Below are 20,647 nucleotides of genomic sequence, written 5' to 3' on the forward strand. Positions count from 1 at the left end.
TTACGTGAGACCGGTCTCTTTTTGTAAGAGACCGGTATCTTTACCGGCTTCGACTTGCCGCAAGTGCGGCGGCGAGGTGTGAATCCTAATGCCGACAAGAGCATTCCTTTCAGAGTGGAGAACGAAGATGAGGTTTCTTGAATCATTTCCGGCTGTCGTCACGCCGTTGCGTGCTGGCCTCATGGCATGCCTTCTGGCCGCAGGAATGGGGTCCGCGGCAGCCGCCGACAATCCCTACAAACTCATCGAGCCTGGTGTCATCAGCGTCGGAACGATGGGTGATGCCAAGCCCTACACGTTTGCAACGGCAGACGGGCAGTTCACCGGCTTCGATATCGAGCTGTTTCTCAACGTCGTATCCCGCCTTGGTTTTTCCAAGGACAAGGTGACCTTCACCGGCCAGGAATTTTCCGCACTTCTGCCGTCGGTCGCGAATGAGCGCTTCGACGTTGCCGTTGCGGCGATCGGAACCACCGAAGCCCGCAAGAAGACAGTCGATTTTTCCGATGGCTATCTCGCCGGCTATCTTTCTGTGTTGACGCCGGACGCCGGCATCAAGGATGCCGCCGGACTCAAGGGCAAACGCCTCGGCGTCGTGCAGGGAACCCTTCAGGAAATCTACGCCGCCAAGAATTTCGGCGGCACCGATCTCGTTAAATTTCCCGACAACAATTCCGCGGTTGCAGCACTCAACAACGGCACGATCGATGCCCATTTTCTCGATTACGAGGCAGCTAAACAATATGGTGGCCGCTTTCCGGCGCTGAAGATCGCCGTCAACATTCCGTCCTTCGATGCGCCGGCCGGCTTCGTGATCCGGAAGGGGAACGACGCCTTCCGCACGGCGCTGAACGGCGCTCTTCACGACGCTATGCAGGACGGCACCTGGAAGACACTCTACGAGAAGTGGTTTCCCGGCTCGCCGATGCCGGATCAATATCTTCCCAAGAAGTGAGGCGCGACCGTCCGCCGACGGCGGACGGTTGATCTTTGCCGGCCGCCTGCTCGGCAGGGGCTTCAATGGGGATGACGATGAACTGGATTGACAATCTGCGCCGCAGCTTCCTCGACTGGGATGCGATGGTGGACGTGCTGCCGAGCATGATCAGCGTCGGCCTGAAGAATACGCTTATTCTCGCCGCTGCCTCGACGGTGCTCGGCGTCGTGATCGGCATGGTGCTTGCCGTCATGGGTATCTCGCAGTCTCGCTGGCTGCGGCTGCCGGCGCGTGTCTATACCGACATCTTTCGCGGGCTGCCGGCGATCGTCACGATCCTGATCATCGGCCAGGGTTTTGCCCGGATCGGGCGCGAAATGTTCGGCCCGTCGCCATTCCCGCTCGGCATATTGGCGCTCAGTCTGATCGCTGGCGCCTATATCGGCGAAATCTTCCGCTCGGGTATTCAGAGCGTCGAGCGCGGTCAGATGGAGGCCTGCCGGGCGCTCAGCATGAGCTATGGTCAAGGCATGCGGCTGATCGTTATCCCGCAGGGCATCAGACGCGTGCTGCCGGCGCTGGTCAACCAGTTCATCGGCAATGTCAAGGATTCGAGCCTGGTCTATTTCCTCGGATTGCTCGCCTCCGAGCGGGAGATTTTCCGCGTCGGCCAGGATCAGGCGGTTGTGACCGGCAATCTGTCGCCGCTGCTGTTGGCGGGTGTCTTCTATCTCGTGATCACCGTGCCGCTGACGCACTTCGTCAATTATATCGACGCAAGGCTGCGGCTGGGAAAACAGGGGCGGGGTTCGGGTGCGGCGAGCGGATTGGTCGAGGTCAGCGAGCTGCAGGCCGCCGCCGGGCCAGTTGCCGACGCGCCGCGGTTCAAGGGCGGCGCGCTCAATATACGGGGATTGAGCATGGCTTATGGCGAGCTCGAGGTCCTGAAGGGCATCGATCTCGACATCGCTCCCGGCAGTGTTACCTGCGTCATCGGCCCTTCGGGCTCGGGCAAATCGACATTGCTGCGCTGCCTGAACAGGCTGGTCGAACCGAAAGGCGGCGACATCCTGCTCGATGGCGACAGCATTCTCGCCATGAGGCCTGAGAGGCTGAGACGCCGCGTCGGCATGGTATTTCAGCACTTCAACCTGTTTCCCGATCACACTGCGCTTGAAAACGTCATGCTGTCGCTGACGAGGATCAAGAAAATGCCGAAACGGCAGGCGCGGCGCATCGCCGAGGCGCGCCTGGCCGAAGTCGGACTTGCTGCGCGCAGCGATCATCGGCCGGCAGGCCTATCCGGCGGGCAGCAGCAGCGCGTTGCCATCGCGCGGGCTCTCGCCATGGATCCCGAGGTCATCCTGTTCGACGAGGTGACGAGCGCACTTGACCCCGAACTTGTGAAGGGTGTGCTCGACCTGATGGCGACCCTCGGCCGCCAGGGCATGACGATGGTTGTAGTGACGCATGAAATGGGATTTGCCCGCCGGGTGGCCGACCAGGTCGTTTTCATGGACGAGGGCCGCATCGTCGAGGCTGGATGCCCCGAACAGATCTTCGACAATCCCAGAAGCGAGCGGCTGCAACGCTTCCTCGCGGAAGTCCTCTGACGCGCCCGCGTGAATGCGTTCGAATGACAGAAGAGCAAGATAAGGTTATCGACATGAATGCTTCCCCCAAACCTTCGAAGGTCGTCGTCATCGGCGGCGGCATATTCGGGGTCTCGACATCGGTTCACCTCGCTCGGCTCGGGATCGCCACCGTTCTCGTCAATGACGGTCCGCTTGCCAATGGCGCTTCCGGCCGATCGCTCGCCTGGCTGAACTCTGCGCGGAAACGTTCCGCCGCCTATCACCGGCTGCGTCTCGCCGGCATTGACCGCTACCGCACACTGGCTGCCCGCTATCCGGATGCGCCGTGGCTGCGCTTCGACGGCGGCCTGACCTGGGATGCTGACGATGACGGCAACGAGATTTCCGAAATCTACGATTATGAGCGTGATCTCGGCTATCACGCGCAATGGGTTGTGCCGGAGGAGATTGCCGGGGCGACGCCAGGCGTCGATGCGCGCGCCGTCACGCCGCAGGGCGCGATCTTCAATCCCGGGGAAGGCTGGGTCGATCTTCCCGCTTTGATCGACACGCTCGCGCAGGAATTCCGCTCGCTCGGCGGCGAGATCGTCACTGATGCCGGACGGGCGATGGTCGATATCGAAGGGGCGCGCGTGCGCGGGGTGACGGCAGCGAACGGCAGGCATTGGGTCGCCGAGTCCGTGCTTCTTGCTGCCGGCGCCGCCGTTCCTGCAATCGTGGCCGACGCCGGCCAGCAGATCGAGGATGCGACCCCTGTCGCCCTTCTCGTCAGAACCAAGCCGATCCGCCATCCGCTGAAGGCCGTGCTCAACACCCCGCGGGTCGCCATCCGGCCGACGCCCAATGGCGGCTTTGCGCTCGATTCCGCCTGGTCGGAGGAAGAGGTGAGGGTCAACCCGGACGGCAGCTATGATGTCAGGCAATCGACGCTGGACGGTTTGCTGCACGAAGCTTCCATGGTTCTCGAAGGCAATCCGGCGCTTGAGATCGAGGATTACGGCGTCGGTCCAAAGCCGATCCCGGGCGATGGCGAGCCGGTCTTTGGCGAATTGCCGTCGATCTGGGGTTATTTCGTCGCCTTCAGCCATAGCGGCGCGACCCTCGGCCTGATTGCCGGTGAATTGCTCGCCCACGAGATTGCTACCGGATGCCGCCATCCGCTGCTGGCGGATTTTCGGCCCGAACGTTTCACCCCGCCGGGACGATGAAAACCTGGCAGGAGCGCGGCGGCAAGATCGGCGGGTGGGATCAATTTGCGCCATCGGGCGTTCTGCCGTGAGGAAACACGGGAGACGCATCATGTTCAAGAACGAATCCGGCACTGGCGTGGACGACAGACTCGACGACGCCGGCATCCCGCTGGCAAATAGAGACGAGGCCGACATCAATCCCGACCTCATCAGGCGCGAGGGCTTCGCGAGCGAGGCTGAATACCGCGCCTATCTCGCCACACTTGGCCGCGAGATTCCGTTCGACGCCTATGTGGGAGAAACCGTCGAGAGCTCCGAGGGGCATGCTCTGGACGGCCGCCTACGGGAGTTGCGGGAGGAGCTCGAAAACCTCCAGGCGCGTCTGCACGTGATCAGGCGGCAGGCCGCAACCGTCTTGACAGAAAATGCCCGCTGGGCCGATGCCAGCGCCCATGCCCAACTCGGCGACCGGCCATGGCTTAAGCTGGCGGGGGCAATGGCGGCAACCTTTGTCGTCACCAGGGGTGTCCGGCGATTGCCACTCGGGACCGTTGTGACCACGGCGCTGCCCCTGGCTGCCGCCGCGCTCAACCGGAAGCTTGCCAGAGATTGATTTCCGAAAAGGGGCTGAAGCGAGTGCCATCTTCTCGCCGAAGTGTTCGTGCCATCTTACGGTCTGGAAGGGAGATGAACATGGCTGGACATGACGACCGCTATGTCGAGATCACGACGCGTCTTCGCTCGATGCGGTCGTTCTGCGACTTCCTCTCGCAGGGCGGAACCGTCCGCGTCGCCTTGTCGGACGGCGAGCCTTACAAGGACGTCACTGCTGTTCTGCTCGAACGGAATCGCCGGGAGGCGGAAGCGCTCGCCCGCACCCGCAGGCAGCTTTATCCGGATCTCGCAGACGAAGATGTGACGCCGCCGCTCTATAGCCGTCACTGACCGCATCAAGCAGCGGCCACGCCACGCGTGTCCGTTTCTTCCAGCTGGAACTGGTCGATCAGCTGCAGAAGCGTCCTCGTCTCGTCGGCCAGTTCCTTCGTCGCCGCGCTCGTTTCCTCGACCATGGCGGCGTTCTGTTGCGTCATCTGGTCCATTCGGTTGACGGAGGAATTCACCTCGTGCAGCGCATTGTACTGCTCTCTGCTCGAGCGGGCGATGACATCCATCTGCTCGGATGCAGTCACCACTTTTGCGGAAATGCTTTCGAGGACTTCGCTGGTTTGGCGCACGACCCGCGCGCCGTTGGTAATCTCCGCACGCGAGCGTCCGATGAGCTGCTTGATCCGCTGACCGGCCTCGGCGGAGCGCTGGGCGAGATCGCGAACTTCCTGGGCGACGACCGCAAAGCCTTTGCCGGCTTCACCGGCGCGGGCTGCTTCGATGCCGGCGTTGAGCGCGAGCAGGTTCGTTTGAAAGGCGATGTCGTCGATGACGCCGATGATCTGCACGATCTCGTCCGAAGCGGCTTCGATCTTGCCCATCGCGTCGATGGCGCTGGCGACCACCTCGGATGAGGAATCGGCCGTCTTCTTAGTGTCGGTGATGATCTCGCGGGCATCGTCGGCGCAGGCCGCCGACGAGCGAACGGTGGTGGTAATCTCTTCGATGGCTGCGGCGATTTCCTCGAGCGCCACGGCCTGCTGCTCGGTGCGCTTGGCGAGGTTGCCTGCCGCCAGATCCATCTGGCCGGCATTGCCTTCGATCATCCGGGTGTTGGTGCGGATCTGGTCGATCGTTTCCTGCAGGCGCAGCAGCGACGCATTGAAATCGTTGCGCAGCTGCTCCAGCCGGCCGAAGAACGGCGTTGCGATCGTCTGCGAGATATCGCCGCGCGCCAGGCGTCCGATACCCGCAGCCAGGGCCGTCACGGCGAAATCGATCTGCTGTTCGACCGAGCGCTTTTCCTCGTCGTTGCGGCGCCGTTCCTCCTCGGCTCTCGTCCGTTCGATCTCGCTGCGCTCCTCGATTTCGACCTTGGCGATGGCGTTGTTCTTGAAGACGCCGAGCGCGCGGGCCATGTCGCCGATTTCATCGGCCCGGCTTTCGCCGACGATCGCCGTTTCGAGCTTGCCGTCGGCGAGCCGCCGCATGGCCGAGGTGATCTGGGTGATCGGACCTTTGAGCGTGACAGTCAGCCCGATGCCGGCGAGGATAGCGATCACCACGCCGAGGATCGTCGTTCCGAGAGACATGGAATTGGCGTCGGAGCGTTCCGCGGCGGCGTTCTGCCGCTGCATTTCGGCGAAAGCCGTCAGCTGCGACCACATCCCGTCCACGTCGGCGGCGGCGGCGCGGAATTCGTCCTGGCGCTGCCCGCTGATGCGGACGAGATCGGTGGCGGCCTTCTGCATCTTGTCCAGCGCCGGCAGCAGCTTCGGTTTGAGTTTATCGAACTGCGCAAAGCCGCCGACATTGGAAATCAGCATGTCCAAGCCTTTTCTGACGGCAGTGATCTCCTGCGAAAGCCGCTGGAGATTGGCGTCCGTCGGGGCGAGCGTCAACTTCGCCAGGACGATCTGAATCACATAGGCCGAGGTCGTCAGTTTCTGGCCGTCTCTCTGGCTGGCCTTGGCGCGCTCGACTGTTTTCGCCGTCTCGGCTGCCTTGTCGGTCACGGCTTTCACCCGCCGTGCGGCGACCGCCTGGAAGTCGGGCAGTCTGGCGATGATCCGGCTCGTGACGTCCTTGAGGCCGGCGGCACTCTCCGCGGTCTGGCCCGCCGTTTCGACAAGCGGTTTCAGAGCAGCAATGGCGTCGTCGACGACCTTTTTGGCCTCGGGCGCCTCGCCGCCAAGCGCCATTCCTACGATGCGCTGCTGCCGGGCGAGTTCCTCCAGTTCCGGGCCGGTGATCGGGCCGGCCGCCTGGGCCCTGTCGTTCAGTGCTAGGACGAAGGAGGTGAAGTCCGAAATGCGCTGCGCGTCAGCGAGCGTGTTGCGTGATTCATCTTCCTGCAGGTCGGCAGCACGTTGGAGCGCCTTGGCCCCTTCGACAAGATCCGTCTGGGACGATACGACGACGCTCTGCGCCTTCTGGAGATCGGTGAGCAAGGCTGCGCGGCTCTCCTGCAGCTGCCAGAGCAAATCCATGCGCGTCGAAATTCCGTCGATGGAAGCGAGTGCCTGCTCCAGTTCCTGCTGGCCGCTGTGATCTGCGGCGAGCCTGTCGAGGCCGGCGTTCAGAAGGCCGCGTTGATCGGCAAGCCTGGCGGCGACGGCATCCCGGTTATCCTCAGTGGCGTCGGCAAGGAACTCGGCCATCGCCGCCGACAGGTTGCGAAAGCCGCTCAATGACTGCAGGACGGAGTTGGAAATATCCATCCGCCCCTGAAGCAGGCTCGATGCATAAAGGCCCATGGCGCCAACCGCCATGATGCTCAAGACGAATGGAACGATGAATACCATCACCTGCGTCTGAATGCGCACACGTGACAACAGCCTTCCCAACATCACCCCTCCTTCCCAAGAGAACAATCGGCTTCGCGAAGGTCTCCTCGTCCGCTCGAGTCGATTGCATATCTTTCCCGCCCTGACACATGACGGAATGAATATTCCATATCATATTAATCGTGAAATATTCGTTTCAAAGTCGTTGAGAGTAGGGTTGGATGTCGCTTTTCCACCGATATCGGGGCGCAAGCCGTGTGGATCAGGCGAAACTGATTTCGGCAAAGAGCGGAAGATGGTCCGAGGCGACCTTCGTCAGGCGATTTTGCAGGACAGCGGCTCTTTTGACGACGAGGTCGTCGGTGATGAAGATGTGGTCGAGGCGCATCAGCGGGTAGCGGGAGGGAAAGGTCGCTCTTGGCGCAGCCTTGCCTCCAAGCTGGGCGTCCTTCAACGACCGTGCGACAAGGCGGTACGTCGCCGATGACGGAATGGCATTGAAATCGCCGCAGAGAACGCAGGGAAGAGGTTCCTCCATTGCGCCGCGCAGCCAGCCCGAATTCAAAAGCGTCGTCATCTGCCGGATGCGCTCGCGCCCGCGCAGGCCGAGATGAGTGTTGACGACCAGCAGCTTCCTATCGCCGACCAGGACTTCGACCGACAGCGCGCCGCGCCGTTCGCCGACAGAGGGCAGCGGACCGGCCTTGACCGCAGACGTCGGCAGCGCCGTGATGATCGCATCGCCATATTGCTCTTCGGCAATCGATAGCGCCGGATGAAAATGAGCCTGCATTTTCAGCAGCGAGGCGATCAGATGAGCCTGATCGATGCCGCCGGTTCTCCGTCTCAGAACATCGACCTCCTGCAGAGCGACGATATCGGCCCCCGCCTCGGCGATAACCGACGCGATGCGGCCGGGGTCGAGCTTCCGGTCGTTGCCGATGCAGCTATGCACGTTATAGGTCAGAAGTTTGATCGATTTATCCGGCATCGGCCCGCTAAAGCTGGTCTCCCCGCGAGAGACAGGACTCGTTCTCCGGTGGGGAACACAAAACTCTTTTGATCGTTCCAGATGATCGAACCATGGCGCTCGCACTTAAAAAACGGACAATCGATGAGTCTGAAAAACGCAATCTGGAATGGACTGCTCGTTGCCGCCCTTTGTATCGCGGGCTTTCTTCTCTATCGGATCTTCCGCCAGTACAGCCTGGAACAGATCGTTCAATCGGTCCGCAGCATACCCTTTCCGACCTTCTGCACAGCACTTCTGTTTGCGGCGGCATCCTATCTGTGCCTCAGCTGTTTCGACTATCTGGCGATCCGCTCGCTCGGCAAATCCCTGCCTTACCGGAAAATCGCGCTCGCCTCCTTCATCAGCCTTTCGCTCGGCCACAATATCGGATTTGCGGGGCTGAGCAGCGGCGCCTTTCGCTATCGTTACTATTCCCGCTGGGGCCTGACGGCCGAGGACGTGGCGAAGATCATCCTGTTCTGCGGCGTCACCGTCGGCATCGGCTTGATCACGCTCGGCGGCCTTGCCCTGATCGTCAATCCCGGTGATGCCGCGCGTCTGCTGCGAATCGATCCGGCGAGCACCTGGCTTTTCGGTCTGCTGGCGCTCGCCGTGCCGGTCATCTATGCCGGGCTGGCGTTTTTCATCCGCGGCAGCCTGCGGCTCTGGCGCTGGTCGCTTCAGCTGCCGCGACTTTCGATCGCGGTCGCCCAGGTCGGGGTCGGGACGATCAATTTCATGCTGGTATCCGCCTGCCTGCACCAGATGCTCTCGGTCTTCGGCGACGTTGCCTTCTTCAGGTCGGTGACGGCTTACGTGCTGGCCAATTCCGCGATCCTCGCGACACATGTCCCCGGCGGTCTCGGCGTACTCGAGGCGACGGTCTCCTATGCCGTGCCGCAGGAGGCGTCGATCGGTGCGCTGATTGCATTCCGCTGCGCCTATTTCTTCCTACCGCTGGCGCTCGGCGCCGCGCTTTTCATCGCCAGCGAAGTAATCTTCCGCCGCCAGTCACGCGGGGCGGACGAGGAGGCGGAAGAGCGCGCCGAGGCCCAGTCGGTTTAGCAGCTTGACGGGCCGCGCCGGGTCGAAGAACGCGGTGCCGCTTATCGGCGAAATACTGCCCGACAAATCAACGACAAATTCCCGCAAGCCTCGAGGGCCATCATTGAGCGCGTCGATTGCCTGGATGATCGAGCCGCTCTGCGCAAAGGCTGCGGCAAAGGTCTCGGTGGTCGTTCCAAGATATTCGGCCAGCAGGTGATGGCGCAAATCCGCGATTCCGCCGCGATGCTCGTCGTTGGCGGCCTCGAGAAGCATGTCGCACTCCGAATCCAATCCCTCCGAACGGTTGTTGAGATTGGAGGAGCCGATGCGGATCAGTTCGTCATCGGCAATGATCAGTTTGGAATGGATGAGCACCTCCACCCCGTCGTCATTTTCGGGCACTGACGGCCCGGGCACGACGGGATAATAGACCCTGAATCGGTCGGCACGATCGGCACGCTTGAGGCGGCGGATGACGCGGTCGCGATTGCCGCCCATGAAGAGCTTTTCGATCAAGCCATGAGATCGACGCGTGCAGATGACGACGATTTCGGGGCCATCTTCCTCCTGCAGCCGCGCGGCGAGGGCGTCAGCGACACGAAAGGAGGCAAGATATTGCGCTTCGATGTAAAGCTGCCGCCGTGCCATGGCGATGATATCGAGTGTCGAGGCGATGCCATCGCTGATGCCGGCGCGCAACGTGGTCGCCGGCTCCGTCAGCACGAAGCTCGCGGGGATCTGCTTCAGCGAAACGGCAAGATCACTCGGCCATGTGAAAGGGTAGCTCTCGGCAAGCGGTCCGTGGCTTTCGCCGGTAGCGCTTTCCCAGCGTCGCCGTGCGATATCGCCGATCAGTCTTGCCGCGTCGCCGGTGACCATTGCCTGAACGTCATGCAGCGGATCGTAGGACACGCCTTCGGGGTCGCGTCGCAATGCCTCCCTGGCGCGATGTCGTCTCGTATCCCATCGCCGCGATGTCAGGTCCATGCCGCCGATGAAGGCGACGGCGTCGTCTATGCAAACGAGTTTCTCATGGTGGCAGCCGCGCACCGTGCTTTGAAGATCGAAGCGCAGATCGATCCTGGCATTCCTAGGGAAGTTTTTCTTGCGGAGCACCTGCAGGGATTTATCCGAATAGATCGGCCCGAGCGCCCAGATGAGGATGCGTATTTCAAGTGCTGGATTTGCCGCGGCCAGCGCATGCAGCAGATCTGCCAGTGTTTCGTCGGATTTTTCCGGCTCCATGCGGATGTCTGGATTGAAATCCCACCCGACGATCCAGACACTGCGCCGTGCCTGCCGCAGCGTGCGCGCCAGCTCGGCGAAATACTGGTTGCCATTGATCAGGAAGGCCACCTTTTCGGCGCAGCCTTCCAGTTCCTGTTTTTCACCGCCGCTTGGCTGTTGCGCTTTTGTTCTAAGCAGGTAGGGTTGATTGAGCATGGTTTCTAACGCGGTCATGGTTGCCTCGGCCTTTTGACTGAAAGCAAACGCCCGGGACTTTCCCGAGTTCCCGATCGCCGCCGGCGATGGAAAATGTAAGGAAAATAAATGTCACAGCGAGCAGGCAGCGCGGATCTTCCCCTCCACGGGGGACGGGTGCCGCATTGGCTCGGCGAGCGGATGACGCGGCTTGGCACGCTGATCACCGAGGCGATCGTTCATCATTACGGCCGCGATGAGTTTCTGCGCCGGCTCGCCCACCCCTTCTGGTTCCAGTCCTTCGGCGCCGTCATGGGCATGGACTGGCATTCCTCCGGTATCACCACAAGCGTTCTCGGAGCCTTGAAGCGCGGGCTGAAACCGCGCGCTGGCGAACTCGGCCTGCATGTCTGCGGCGGACGCGGCCAGCACTCGCGCAAGACGCCGCAGGAGCTCGTCTCGATCGGCGAGCGCGTCGGCCTCGACGGGGAGGGGCTGGCGACGACCAGCCGTCTGATCGCCAAGGTCGACAGTGCCGCCCTTCAGGACGGGTTCGACCTGTATCTCCACGGCTTTATCGTTGCCGACGATGGTCATTGGGTGGTCGTACAGCAGGGCATGAATGGCGACCGCCGGCAGGCTCGCCGCTATCATTGGCTATCCGAAGGGCTGGAGAGTTTCGTCGATTCACCACATGCGGCGATCGAGGGACGGAACCAGGGCGATATCGTCAATCTCGCCGACCGGCGCGCCGAGCGCTCACGGCGAGGGCAGCTCGATCTGCTGGCCACCCTCGGTCCCGACAGGATCGTCCGTGAGGCAGCCGCGCTGCAACGTGCCGAGCAACCGGAGCCCGAGCCCGCCGACCAGCCGATGCTGCCGCATCTGATCATGCCCGCTCATCACGATGTCCGCGAGAGCGATGTCAATATGCGCCGCCTGCACGGAAATCTCGCCGCGGCGGCCGATCGCGGACCAGCTGATTTTCAGGAACTGCTGCTCGTTCCCGGTGTCGGCGCTCGCACAGTGAAGGCGCTGGCAATGGTGGCGGAAGTCGTCCACGGTGCGCCCTGTCGCTTCTCCGACCCGGCGCGCTTCTCGATCGCCCACGGCGGCAAGGACCGCCACCCGTTTCCTGTCCCGCTCAAGGTTTATGACGAGACGATCGGCGTAATGAAATCGGCGGTGCTGAAGGGCAAACTCGGAAGGGAGGAGGAGTTGCAGGCGCTTAAGCGCCTCGACGAACAATCCCGGCAGATGGAACGCTACGTGACCGGCCCAGACCTCAAGGAGATCATCGCCGGCGAGTTCCGTCAATCCGCCGATTTCGGCGGCCGCAGCGTCTTCGGCTGGGAGCTGCCGCCGGTCGCTGACGATTAATCTCAGTGACCGTCGGGCGGGACGGCTTCGGCCGGCACCGTCTCCTTCAGGTTCTTCCGGTGGAAGATGAAGAGACCGGCAAAGACGATGATGGCGGCGCCGATGACGATCTGCATGTCGGGAATATCGTTGAAGAAGATGTAACCGAGCACGATCGCCCAGAGCAGCAGCGTATATTGCAGCGGCGCCAGCAGCGATGCCGGTGCGAGCTTCAGCGAGCGGGTGATGAGCAGGTGCGCGCAGGTGGCGACGACACCCAGCAGCAGCATGCCGGACCAATCGATCGGTGTAGCCGGCTGCCAGTGACCGATGCTTAAGCCGATACCGGTGGCAAGGGCTGCGACCGTCTGCCATGTGACCAGCGTCGTGTCGCTGGTGGAGCGCAGATAGCGGCTCATGACCAGCGAGAGCGCGAAGGAAAAGCTGCCTGCAAGGCCGAAGAGCGAGGGAAGCGACAGCATCGCCGTCGAGGGGCGCAGCGCAATGACGACGCCCGCGAAGCCGACCAGAACGGCCAGCCATCGGCGCCAGCCGATCTTTTCCCCGAGAAAGAAATGCGAGAGTGCCGCAATATAGATCGGCCCTGCCATATAGAAGGTCATGACATCGGCGAGCGGCAGATAGGCGACGGCGGCATAAAACAGAGCGACATCGCCGGTCGCCATGGCCACCCGCATGAACTGGAGGCCTTTCTGCTCGACACGGAACAAGGCCATCGGCCCTTGTCGTGCGATCATCGGCCCGAGCAAGATGAAAGCGCCGAGCGAGCGGATCACCAGCACCTGGCCGACGGCAAAGCTGGTCATCAACCACTTGCCCATTGCATCGTTCAGCGCAAACAGCAGATCGCCGAGCAGCATCAGCACGACGCCCGTCATGATCAGGTTGCCTGTAGTGGCGACGGCCGTCTTGGTCTTCATTCTCCGAATCCTCGCAAAACGGCCGCGCATGCGCGGCCGAATGCGGCTTCGACCTTAACAAGGCCGATGTCAAGTGTTCACTTGTGTACAGACGGCGGGCGGCGGCCGTGGCAGATCAGCCCGTCAGAGCTACCGCCGCGGGAGATTCGCTGAAGAGCCTTCAGTATTTCCAGCTCGTAAAGTCGTCTGCAACGCACCCGAAAGGCGCACGATCCTGGCCGAACCGCATGCGCAATTGAATGCATCCCCATTTGTTCAATGGCGCCGGCATAAGATTGTTGATGTCCATCCCCGGCGACTGAAACGGCGTGCTGGCACTGGTCACATACCACAGCCAGAAACCGACCAAACCGCCGAATATCAAGAGCAGGGTTCCGAAAAACAGCCGTAACCGCCCTCCGATCGACATCGTTTTCCTGGGCTGCCCGATCAACACCGGCGCGGCCTGGTCGGCGTCGGATCGTGCGAAGGGGGCAAGCGCGAGATTTCGTTCGGCCTCCGTCAGCGCGAGACGCTGCAGCCGATCATCCAGAAGGACCGGCAGGGCCGTCTTGCCATGCCGGACGGCCAGCGCAACGGCTTTGCCATTTGCGTCGCCGACTATCAAAGGCTCTTCGCCCTTTTTCATGCGTGTGTAAGCTGATCGACCGGTCCTATCGTTGGCGATCTTGTCGTTATAGGTAACGGAAAGAATGTTGCGCTTGCGATCGAAGGCTGTGATTTCGACCGGTATGGCGTTCAACAAGGCCGGCTGGCGCAGATGCCGTTTGACACCCCATATCCGCACAGCGTGGAACAGTGGTCCAAGGCTCATGCAGCCAAGCAACAGGACAAATGTGCCGAGGGTGATGATCCGGTTCCAGATTTTGTCCAGACCGAGGCTGATCGTTGCCAATTCCGGATTGTCGGCCGAGATCACGACACCGGTTTCATAATCGCCGGTATGAAAATCGACAAACATCACCGCGACTTCCGTGTCGTAGTTCCGTCCGTCGTAACTGTAGACGAGGCGCGCGCTACAGTCGGCAAAGAAGAGCTTGCGTGTCGTGCATCGTCCATTTTGGACATCACCGTCCTCGAGTGCCAGAGGATTTTGGCTGATTTGAAAATCCCTGATGACGCCCGGCCCTTCCCAGATGAGCATCAACACCGTCAGTGCCAACATGAATGGCGCCGCCCAAAAATAAGCTCGCGGTGTGGAAATCACATCGGGTGCAAGCGATAACGGACGGCTTGGAAGAACGAGAGCGGGCACGAGGATGCTGCCTTTCGAAATACGGCTGAGAATGGGTCGGGTAAAATGCTTGATCGAATCGGACTAATGGCTTCAGGACAATGATCGTATTGATACATTGTCCGTCAGCCAAATGTCACTCTGGTTGTCTCGCGAGGGTGGCACATACTCACAGAAAGAGCGTGCTAAGGCTGAACCGCTGGCTGTCATCATCGTGCGAGGCGGTCGTTGCCGGGGCTGTCGGCCGTGTTGGACCGAGGGGAGCTAACCCTTGCCGTACATCCTGCTCGCGCGCAGCAGGCGTTGCGAATAGGGATGTTCGACCGCGCCTCTTCTCAGGGTCTCGATATCGACCTCTTCGACGATCTCACCCGCTTCCATGATGGCGACGCGGCTGCACATATGGGAAACGACGGCGAGATCGTGGCTGACGAGGAGGTAGGTCAGGCCGCGCTCCTTGCGCAAGTCCTGCAGCAGATTGAGGATCTCGGCCTGGACCGACACATCGAGCGCCGAGGTCGGCTCGTCGAGAAGCAGGACGTCGGGGTTCAGCATCAGGGCGCGGGCGATCGCGACACGCTGCCGCTGCCCGCCGGAGAGCTGATGCGGAAAGCGGTAGCTCAACGCCGGATCGAGGCCGACCGAGCGCAGCACGGCGTTCACGTCGACGCTATTCCTGTCCAGCCCCTGGTTGCGCAGCGGTTCCTGCAGTTGCGAGCGGATGGTCTTGCGCGGATGAAGCGAACCGTAAGGGTCCTGAAACACCATCTGCACCCGCCGATAGAACGGCCGGCTGCGCTGCCGCTCCAGCGCCTCGTAGTTGAGAGCGATCCGGCCGTCATAGTTGGCGTTGAGGCCGGAAAGCGCCCGGAGAACGGTAGACTTCCCACAGCCGGATTCGCCGACCAGACCGAAGGCCGTGCCGCTCTCGATGGCGAGGTTCACGTCTTTGACGACAGGCCGCTGACCGTGTCCGAAGCGGATGGTGAGATTGTCGATCCGGATCATCGCGGCGTCTCCGCTGTCAGGTCATTCAGCCAGGCCGGATCGCGCTTCAGGATCGGCAGCCGGGCGGGCGGGTCCTCGATCGTCGGCAGCGAGGCCAGCAGCCCTTGCGTATAGGGGTGTTTGGCCTTGTCGAGATCGCGCGCCTCCAGCACTTCCACGACGCGGCCGGCATACATGATGAGGACGCGGTCGCAGAAATTGCGGATGAGGTTGAGATCGTGGCTGATGAAGATCAGGCCGAGATTGCGGCGGGAAACGAGTTCGTCGAGCAGCGCCAGGATCTCGAGCCTGACCGTCACATCGAGCGCGGAGGTCGGCTCGTCGGCGATCAAAACCTCGGGTTCGGCGATCAGCATCATGGCGATCATCACGCGCTGGCCCATCCCGCCGGATATTTCATGCGGATAGAGGCGGGCAACGCGCTCGGGATCGCGGATCTGGACGGCTTCGAGCATGTCGAGCGCCTGGGCGTAGGTCTTTTTCGCGCTCACCTTGGGATGATGGAAGCGGTAGGTCTCGGCGATCTGTTCGCCGATCCGCATGACAGGATTGAGCGAATATTTCGGGTCCTGCAGGATGAGGCCGATCCGCCGCCCGCGGATCGTCATCATCGTCCGCTCATTCGCTTTGATAAGGTCGATGTCGCGGAAGGCCATGCGCTCGGCGCTGACCTGTGCTGTCGGCGGCAGCAGTTTCATGATTGCCCGGCCGACGGTGGATTTGCCCGATCCGGATTCGCCGACGATGCCGAGTTTTTCCTGGCCGAGCGTAAAGCTCACGCCGCGCACTGCCCGCATGTGGCCGCCGCCATAGGCGATTTCGAGGTTGCGGATATCGATCAGGGGCTCTGTCATTCCGAACCTCTCGGGTCAAGCACGTCGCGCAGCGCATCGCCGACGAGATTGAAGGCGAGGCTGACCAGCGCGATGGCGATGCCGGGCGCGGCGATCACCCAGGGGCTGTCGAGCATGAATTCGCGGCCGCTGGCGGCCATCGAACCCCATTCCGGCCATGGCGGCTGCGCGCCGAGGCCTAGAAAGCCGAGACCGGCAGCAGTGATGATGATGCCGGCCATGTTGAGCGTCACGCGCACGATCACCGAGGGAATGCACATGGGCAGGATGTGGCGGGTGATGATCGCGATCGATGTCGCGCCCTGCAGGCGCACGGCGGCGATATAATCCGCCTTGCGAAGGCTGAGCGTTTCGGCGCGCGCCAGCCGGGCAATCGGCGGCCAGGCCGTCAGCGAAATGGCGATGATCGCATTGGTGATGCCGGGACCGAGAGCGGCGGCAAAACCGAGCGCCAGTACCAGCCCGGGGAAGGAGAGGAAGATATCGGTGATGCGCATCAGGATCTCGTCGACGATGCCGCCGAAATAGCCGGAGAAGGTGCCGATCAGCAGGCCGAGCGGCGCGACGATGATCGTCACCAGCATGATGATGTAGAGCGTCGTGCGGGCGCCGTAGATCACCCTCGAAAAGACGTCACGGCCGAAATTGTCGGTGCCGAGCCAATGTTCCGCCGAAGGCGGCGCAAGCCGTCCTGCCATATCCTGAACGATCGGATCGTAACTCGTGAGCAGGGGAGCGGCGGTTGCTACGACGATCAGCAGCACGATGATGACGAGGCCGGCGAGGCCGAGCGGATGCAGGCTGAACTTCAGCCAGCCCTGGTGGATCTGCTGCGCCGACGACTGGAACCAGCCCTGAGGCTCGGGCGCGTGCAGCCAATTGCGAAAGCCGCCGGCACGGGTGCTGTCTGCGTCTTCGGTGGAGATCGTCATGGCGTCACCGTGTTCTCGGATCAAGGATGCGATAGAGGACGTCGGACAGGATATTGATCGTCAGGAAGACGGCGCCGATCGTCAGCACCGAGCCCATCACGACGTTCATGTCGTTCATCTGCAGCCCGCGGGTGAGATATTGGCCGAGCCCCGGCCAGCCGAAAACCGTCTCGATCAGCACCGCCCCTTCGAGCAGCCCGCCGAAAGTCAGCGCCAGGATCGTCAGCAGCTGCACGCGGATATTGCGGAAGGCATGGCGCCAGACGACCTTGCGGGTGCCGAGCCCCTTTGCCCGGGCGGTGATGATATATTCCTGGCTCAGCTGCTCCAGCATGAAGCTTCGCGACATGCGGCTGATATAGGCGACCGAGTAATAGCCGAGGATTGCCGCCGGCAGGATGATGTGGCCGAGCGCATTGTGGAACACGTCCCACTGGGCCTCGATCGCCGCATCGATCAAGAGAAAACCGGTCATGGGCGTGACGAGGCCTTCATAGAAGACGTCGACCCGGCCCGACGCGCCGACGAGCTTCAGCTTGGCGTAGAAGATGAAAAGCGCCATCAGGCCGGTCCAGAAGATCGGGATGGAATGGCCGGCAAGGGCAACGATGCGAGCGATATGGTCGATGATCGTCCCGCGCCGGACCGCAGCGGTGATGCCCAAGGGAATGCCGACGATCGCTCCGATGATCATGGCGATGATGGCAAGCTCGATCGTCGCAGGAAAGATCGTCATCAGATCGGTCAGGATCGGCTGGCCTGTCGTCGCCGACATGCCGAGATCGCCGGTGGCGATCTTGCCGACATAGGAGAGGAACTGCATCCAGATCGGCTGCCCGAGGCCGAGCTCGTTATAGACGCGGTCGTAAACCTCCTTGCTGACCTCCGCCCCGGTGATCGCGAGCACCGGGTCGGCAGGCAGCAGGCGGCCCATCGAGAAGGTCAGGAAGAGCAGGCCGAGCAGCGTCGTCACGACGGCCAGCACGCGTCCCGCCAGCCGCCGCAGCAGGCTCAGCAGAGGGTGCGGGGCCGCTTCGGCGAACCCGCCCCCCGCCGGCTGGCGGCCTTCCCGCTTCGATGTCAGATCGGCATTCGCCACGCGCTCTACTCCTTGGTCACGTCATGCCAGCGCGTCGACCATGTCGTGTGCCCGTGATAATTCTTGACATTGGCGCGCATGACATAGGGGTCGGTTCGCTGGAAGAAGATGACGAGCGGCGAAGCCATGCCGGTATAGATGCCGTCCATCTTCTTGAAGATGTCGGTGCGCTTTTCCGTGTCGCGCTCGCGCATCGACTGGTCGATGAGCGTGTTGAGTTCGTCCACCTTCATGCCCGTGCGCCAGAGATAATAGCTGCCGAGGCGTGCCTCGTCGCTATTGTCGGGGTTGAAGGCATATTGCGTGGCGACAGCAAAGGGATCGGGCAGGCGGGCACCGGAATTGCCGAGCAGCACTTCGAATTTGCGCTCGCGGAAGGCGGGCGTGAACTCGCCGGGCACGAGATCGAGATCGAAGCCGGCGGCGCGCGCACTCGCCTGCAGCGCTTCCGCGAAGGGCAGGGTCGGGGCTCCCGAGGGGTTGAGCACCTTCTTCAGGCCGTTGGGATAACCCGCCTCCGCCAGCAGCTGCTTGGCCTTGGCGGGGTCGTAATCATAGCGAACGGCTGCCTCCTCGGGCGCGCCGATCATGCCGCGCGGGATCATCGACTGCCAGGGAAAGCCGGTGTAGCGCATGATATTGCCGGAGATCGCCTTCCAGTCGAAAGCATGCTGGAAGGCCTCGCGAACCTTCGGCTTCTGCAGATCGGGGTCTTTCTGGTTGAGGGCGATATAGTAGAAGCCGAGACCCGGAACATTGTCGATCACCATGTCCTTGTTGCTGGCGAGCGCATCGAGATCGCCGCTCGCGACATACTGGCCGACATCGACATCGCCGGCTTCGAGCTGAAGCCTCAGATTGCCCGATTCCGGAATGTGGCGGGCGACGACGCGGGCCATGGCCGGCTTGCCGCCCCAGTATTTCGGCTGTGCATTGAAGATCGCCACGTCGTTCGGCCGCCACTGCGCCAGGCTGAACGGACCGCTGCCGGCGGAATTGGCCGAGAGCCACGCGCCGCCGAAGTCGCCGTTCGCCTCATGCGACAGCACCATCTTCTTGTCGACGATGCCGATCGATGAGCCGGCCAGCGAATAGAGCACGAGATCCGTATTCACGGCCTGCGGCAGCTCGATCTCCAGCGTATGCTCGTCCTTGGCGCGAACGAGCTTCTCGACATTATCGGCCTTGAACCCCCAAAGCGCCACATCGGTCGAGCCGACCTGACCCATCTTGATAACGCGCTGGATCGACCAGGCCGCATCCTCGGCTGTCACTTTGTTGCCGCTCTGAAAGACCGCATCGTCGCGCAGGGTTAGCGTGATCACCTTGCCGTCAGGTGAGACGCTCCATTGCGTCGCCAGCATCGGCTTCAGCGTCTTCAGATCGTCCGGCGACAGCTGCACGAGGTTGTCATAGAGGTTGGAGATCAACTCGGACACCGTGCGGGCATTGTTCTGGGCCGGATCGAGCGTCCGGATACCGGTCAGATTCGTCCCGATCACCAGCATGTTGGGCGGCGATGCCGCCAGGCTCGGCTGAGCCGCCGCCAGGGCGCCGGTAATCGCGATCGTCGTCAGTAGCTGTTTCAGCATCTCAAGACCTCCCAATCTCATGGCGCCATCCCGCGCCTGTTGCATGCAGAAGAACGTTTCGAACTCAGCCGGCAGCCTTCACCGCCTGCCGGTCCGGTTGTGTTTGAATGTCGCCCTCGGCCTCCCATCCTCGAAGCAGGCGATGCAACTCCTCGCGGTCCTGCTGATCGAGCTGCGGCAGTCCCGGCGCGCGGACCGCCCCGACATCGAGGCCGGAATAGGTGACGGCTTCTTTCACGACCGTCACGTTCGCGCCGTTGCGGAATTTGGTCCGCATCCGCTCGAAGGGTTCGAGCTTGCCGACGATTGCTCTCGCCGCGGCGAAATCGCCCTTTTCAAGCGCGTCGTGGACGGCGAGCGAAAGCTTCGGCGCGACGTTGACGAGGCCTGACGTGAAGCCGCGCGCGCCGGCCGCGGTGAAGGTCGGTGCCCAGCTTTCCGCCAGGCCGCAGACGAAGAGCGCGCCATTGGGATCGGCGGCGGGGATCGCGCGCGACAGCAGCATCAGATCGGTCGTCGCGAATTTGATGCCGGCAATATTGCCGTGATTGGCGAGGCGGACGATCTCGGCGACGCTGAAACCCTCGGCCCTGACATAGGCGACGAGCGGCAGGGCGGACGCATCGGCGAGGGTGCAGAAATAATCGATCTGCGCCGAAGGGGCCGCGAAAGGATCGACGGGCTGGTGCGACATGACGGCCGATGCGCCCATCGCCGCCGCATCCCTGGCCATGCCGATCGCCTCGCGCAGCGACCGCCCGACCGCCGCCGTCACCGGCGCTTGCCCGTCGACGCCTGCGACCGCCGCTTCGTGGACGATCCGGATCTCCTGCGGCGTCAGCGCGTAGAATTCCCCGGTATTGCCGGCTGCGACGATGTTGTGAATGCCCGCCGCAGCCACCCGCGCATAAACTTTCGCGGTAATCCGGGGTTCGACTTCGCCCCCGCCGTCATAAGCCGTGACAGGCACCCCCGACACGCCTGTAAGCGCCTTGCGCATGCTCGCGATGCTCATTGTTCTACCCCGCTCGCT

Annotated in this window: 18 protein-coding genes; 7 read left to right on the plus strand and 11 right to left on the minus strand. The window is 62.3% G+C overall.

Annotated elements, in window-relative coordinates:
- Positions 1–127: 127 nt before the first annotated feature.
- The 5 genes from EFD56_RS02145 (at position 128) to EFD56_RS02165 (ending at position 4,667) form a co-directional block, all read left to right on the plus strand.
- Positions 128–955 carry an ABC transporter substrate-binding protein gene (locus EFD56_RS02145; protein ID WP_126904503.1) on the plus strand — a complete coding sequence of 276 codons (828 nt, stop codon included), beginning with the start codon at positions 128–130 and terminating at the stop codon, positions 953–955.
- Positions 956–1,032: 77 nt separating this feature from the next.
- Positions 1,033–2,550, plus strand: coding sequence for an amino acid ABC transporter permease/ATP-binding protein (locus EFD56_RS33450; protein WP_126904504.1), 1,518 nt, complete (start codon positions 1,033–1,035; stop codon positions 2,548–2,550).
- A 53-nt stretch (positions 2,551–2,603) separates the two neighbouring features.
- The gene (locus EFD56_RS02155; protein WP_126904505.1) at positions 2,604–3,740 is read left to right on the plus strand and encodes an NAD(P)/FAD-dependent oxidoreductase; all 1,137 of its coding nucleotides are present in this window, start codon (positions 2,604–2,606) and stop codon (positions 3,738–3,740) included.
- A 91-nt stretch (positions 3,741–3,831) separates the two neighbouring features.
- The gene (locus EFD56_RS02160; protein WP_126904506.1) at positions 3,832–4,335 is read left to right on the plus strand and encodes a hypothetical protein; all 504 of its coding nucleotides are present in this window, start codon (positions 3,832–3,834) and stop codon (positions 4,333–4,335) included.
- A gap of 80 nt (positions 4,336–4,415) precedes the next feature.
- A complete protein-coding gene (locus tag EFD56_RS02165; protein WP_004678156.1) occupies positions 4,416–4,667 on the plus strand; it encodes a hypothetical protein in 252 nt (83 codons plus the stop codon).
- 5 nt (positions 4,668–4,672) lie between these two features.
- On the opposite strand, the gene EFD56_RS02170 is transcribed toward EFD56_RS02165, so the two are convergent.
- Both EFD56_RS02170 and EFD56_RS02175 read right to left on the minus strand, forming a co-directional pair.
- Complete coding sequence (locus EFD56_RS02170; protein ID WP_126904507.1) at positions 4,673–7,177, minus strand: methyl-accepting chemotaxis protein; 2,505 nt, start codon at positions 7,175–7,177, stop codon at positions 4,673–4,675.
- A 199-nt stretch (positions 7,178–7,376) separates the two neighbouring features.
- Positions 7,377–8,105 (minus strand): endonuclease/exonuclease/phosphatase family protein, encoded by a 729-nt coding sequence (locus tag EFD56_RS02175; protein ID WP_126904508.1) that lies wholly within the window; start codon positions 8,103–8,105, stop codon positions 7,377–7,379.
- Between the two features lie 123 nt (positions 8,106–8,228).
- Here EFD56_RS02175 and EFD56_RS02180 point away from each other — a divergent pair, with 123 nt between their 5' ends.
- The gene (locus EFD56_RS02180) at positions 8,229–9,191 is read left to right on the plus strand and encodes a lysylphosphatidylglycerol synthase domain-containing protein (protein WP_126904509.1); all 963 of its coding nucleotides are present in this window, start codon (positions 8,229–8,231) and stop codon (positions 9,189–9,191) included.
- On the opposite strand, the gene EFD56_RS02185 is transcribed toward EFD56_RS02180, so the two are convergent.
- Positions 9,138–10,634, minus strand: coding sequence for a phospholipase D-like domain-containing protein (locus tag EFD56_RS02185; protein ID WP_126904510.1), 1,497 nt, complete (start codon positions 10,632–10,634; stop codon positions 9,138–9,140). The genes EFD56_RS02180 and EFD56_RS02185 overlap by 54 nt on opposite strands.
- Positions 10,635–10,724: 90 nt before the next feature.
- Here EFD56_RS02185 and EFD56_RS02190 point away from each other — a divergent pair, with 90 nt between their 5' ends.
- The gene (locus EFD56_RS02190) at positions 10,725–11,975 is read left to right on the plus strand and encodes a DUF763 domain-containing protein (protein ID WP_126904511.1); all 1,251 of its coding nucleotides are present in this window, start codon (positions 10,725–10,727) and stop codon (positions 11,973–11,975) included.
- 2 nt (positions 11,976–11,977) lie between these two features.
- On the opposite strand, the gene EFD56_RS02195 is transcribed toward EFD56_RS02190, so the two are convergent.
- From EFD56_RS02195 to EFD56_RS02230, 8 genes are all read right to left on the minus strand, one after another.
- Positions 11,978–12,895 carry a DMT family transporter gene (locus tag EFD56_RS02195; RefSeq protein WP_126904512.1) on the minus strand — a complete coding sequence of 306 codons (918 nt, stop codon included), beginning with the start codon at positions 12,893–12,895 and terminating at the stop codon, positions 11,978–11,980.
- 160 nt (positions 12,896–13,055) lie between these two features.
- Positions 13,056–14,150: a hypothetical protein gene (locus EFD56_RS02200; RefSeq protein WP_126904513.1), complete on the minus strand. Its 1,095-nt coding sequence runs from the start codon at positions 14,148–14,150 to the stop codon at positions 13,056–13,058.
- Positions 14,151–14,393: 243 nt separating this feature from the next.
- Positions 14,394–15,137 carry an ABC transporter ATP-binding protein gene (locus tag EFD56_RS02205; protein ID WP_085744693.1) on the minus strand — a complete coding sequence of 248 codons (744 nt, stop codon included), beginning with the start codon at positions 15,135–15,137 and terminating at the stop codon, positions 14,394–14,396.
- Positions 15,134–15,991: an ABC transporter ATP-binding protein gene (locus tag EFD56_RS02210; RefSeq protein ID WP_126904514.1), complete on the minus strand. Its 858-nt coding sequence runs from the start codon at positions 15,989–15,991 to the stop codon at positions 15,134–15,136. The genes EFD56_RS02205 and EFD56_RS02210 overlap by 4 nt, the downstream gene beginning before the upstream one ends.
- Positions 15,988–16,923: an ABC transporter permease gene (locus EFD56_RS02215; RefSeq protein WP_004678146.1), complete on the minus strand. Its 936-nt coding sequence runs from the start codon at positions 16,921–16,923 to the stop codon at positions 15,988–15,990. The genes EFD56_RS02210 and EFD56_RS02215 overlap by 4 nt, the downstream gene beginning before the upstream one ends.
- Before the next feature lie 4 nt (positions 16,924–16,927).
- The gene (locus EFD56_RS02220; protein WP_126904515.1) at positions 16,928–18,022 is read right to left on the minus strand and encodes an ABC transporter permease; all 1,095 of its coding nucleotides are present in this window, start codon (positions 18,020–18,022) and stop codon (positions 16,928–16,930) included.
- A 5-nt stretch (positions 18,023–18,027) separates the two neighbouring features.
- Positions 18,028–19,614: an ABC transporter substrate-binding protein gene (locus EFD56_RS02225; RefSeq protein ID WP_126904516.1), complete on the minus strand. Its 1,587-nt coding sequence runs from the start codon at positions 19,612–19,614 to the stop codon at positions 18,028–18,030.
- Positions 19,615–19,678: 64 nt separating this feature from the next.
- Positions 19,679–20,629 carry a dihydrodipicolinate synthase family protein gene (locus EFD56_RS02230; protein WP_126904517.1) on the minus strand — a complete coding sequence of 317 codons (951 nt, stop codon included), beginning with the start codon at positions 20,627–20,629 and terminating at the stop codon, positions 19,679–19,681.
- Positions 20,630–20,647 lie beyond the last annotated feature (18 nt).

Source organism: Rhizobium phaseoli, from assembly GCF_003985125.1.
GTDB classification, from domain to species: domain Bacteria; phylum Pseudomonadota; class Alphaproteobacteria; order Rhizobiales; family Rhizobiaceae; genus Rhizobium; species Rhizobium phaseoli.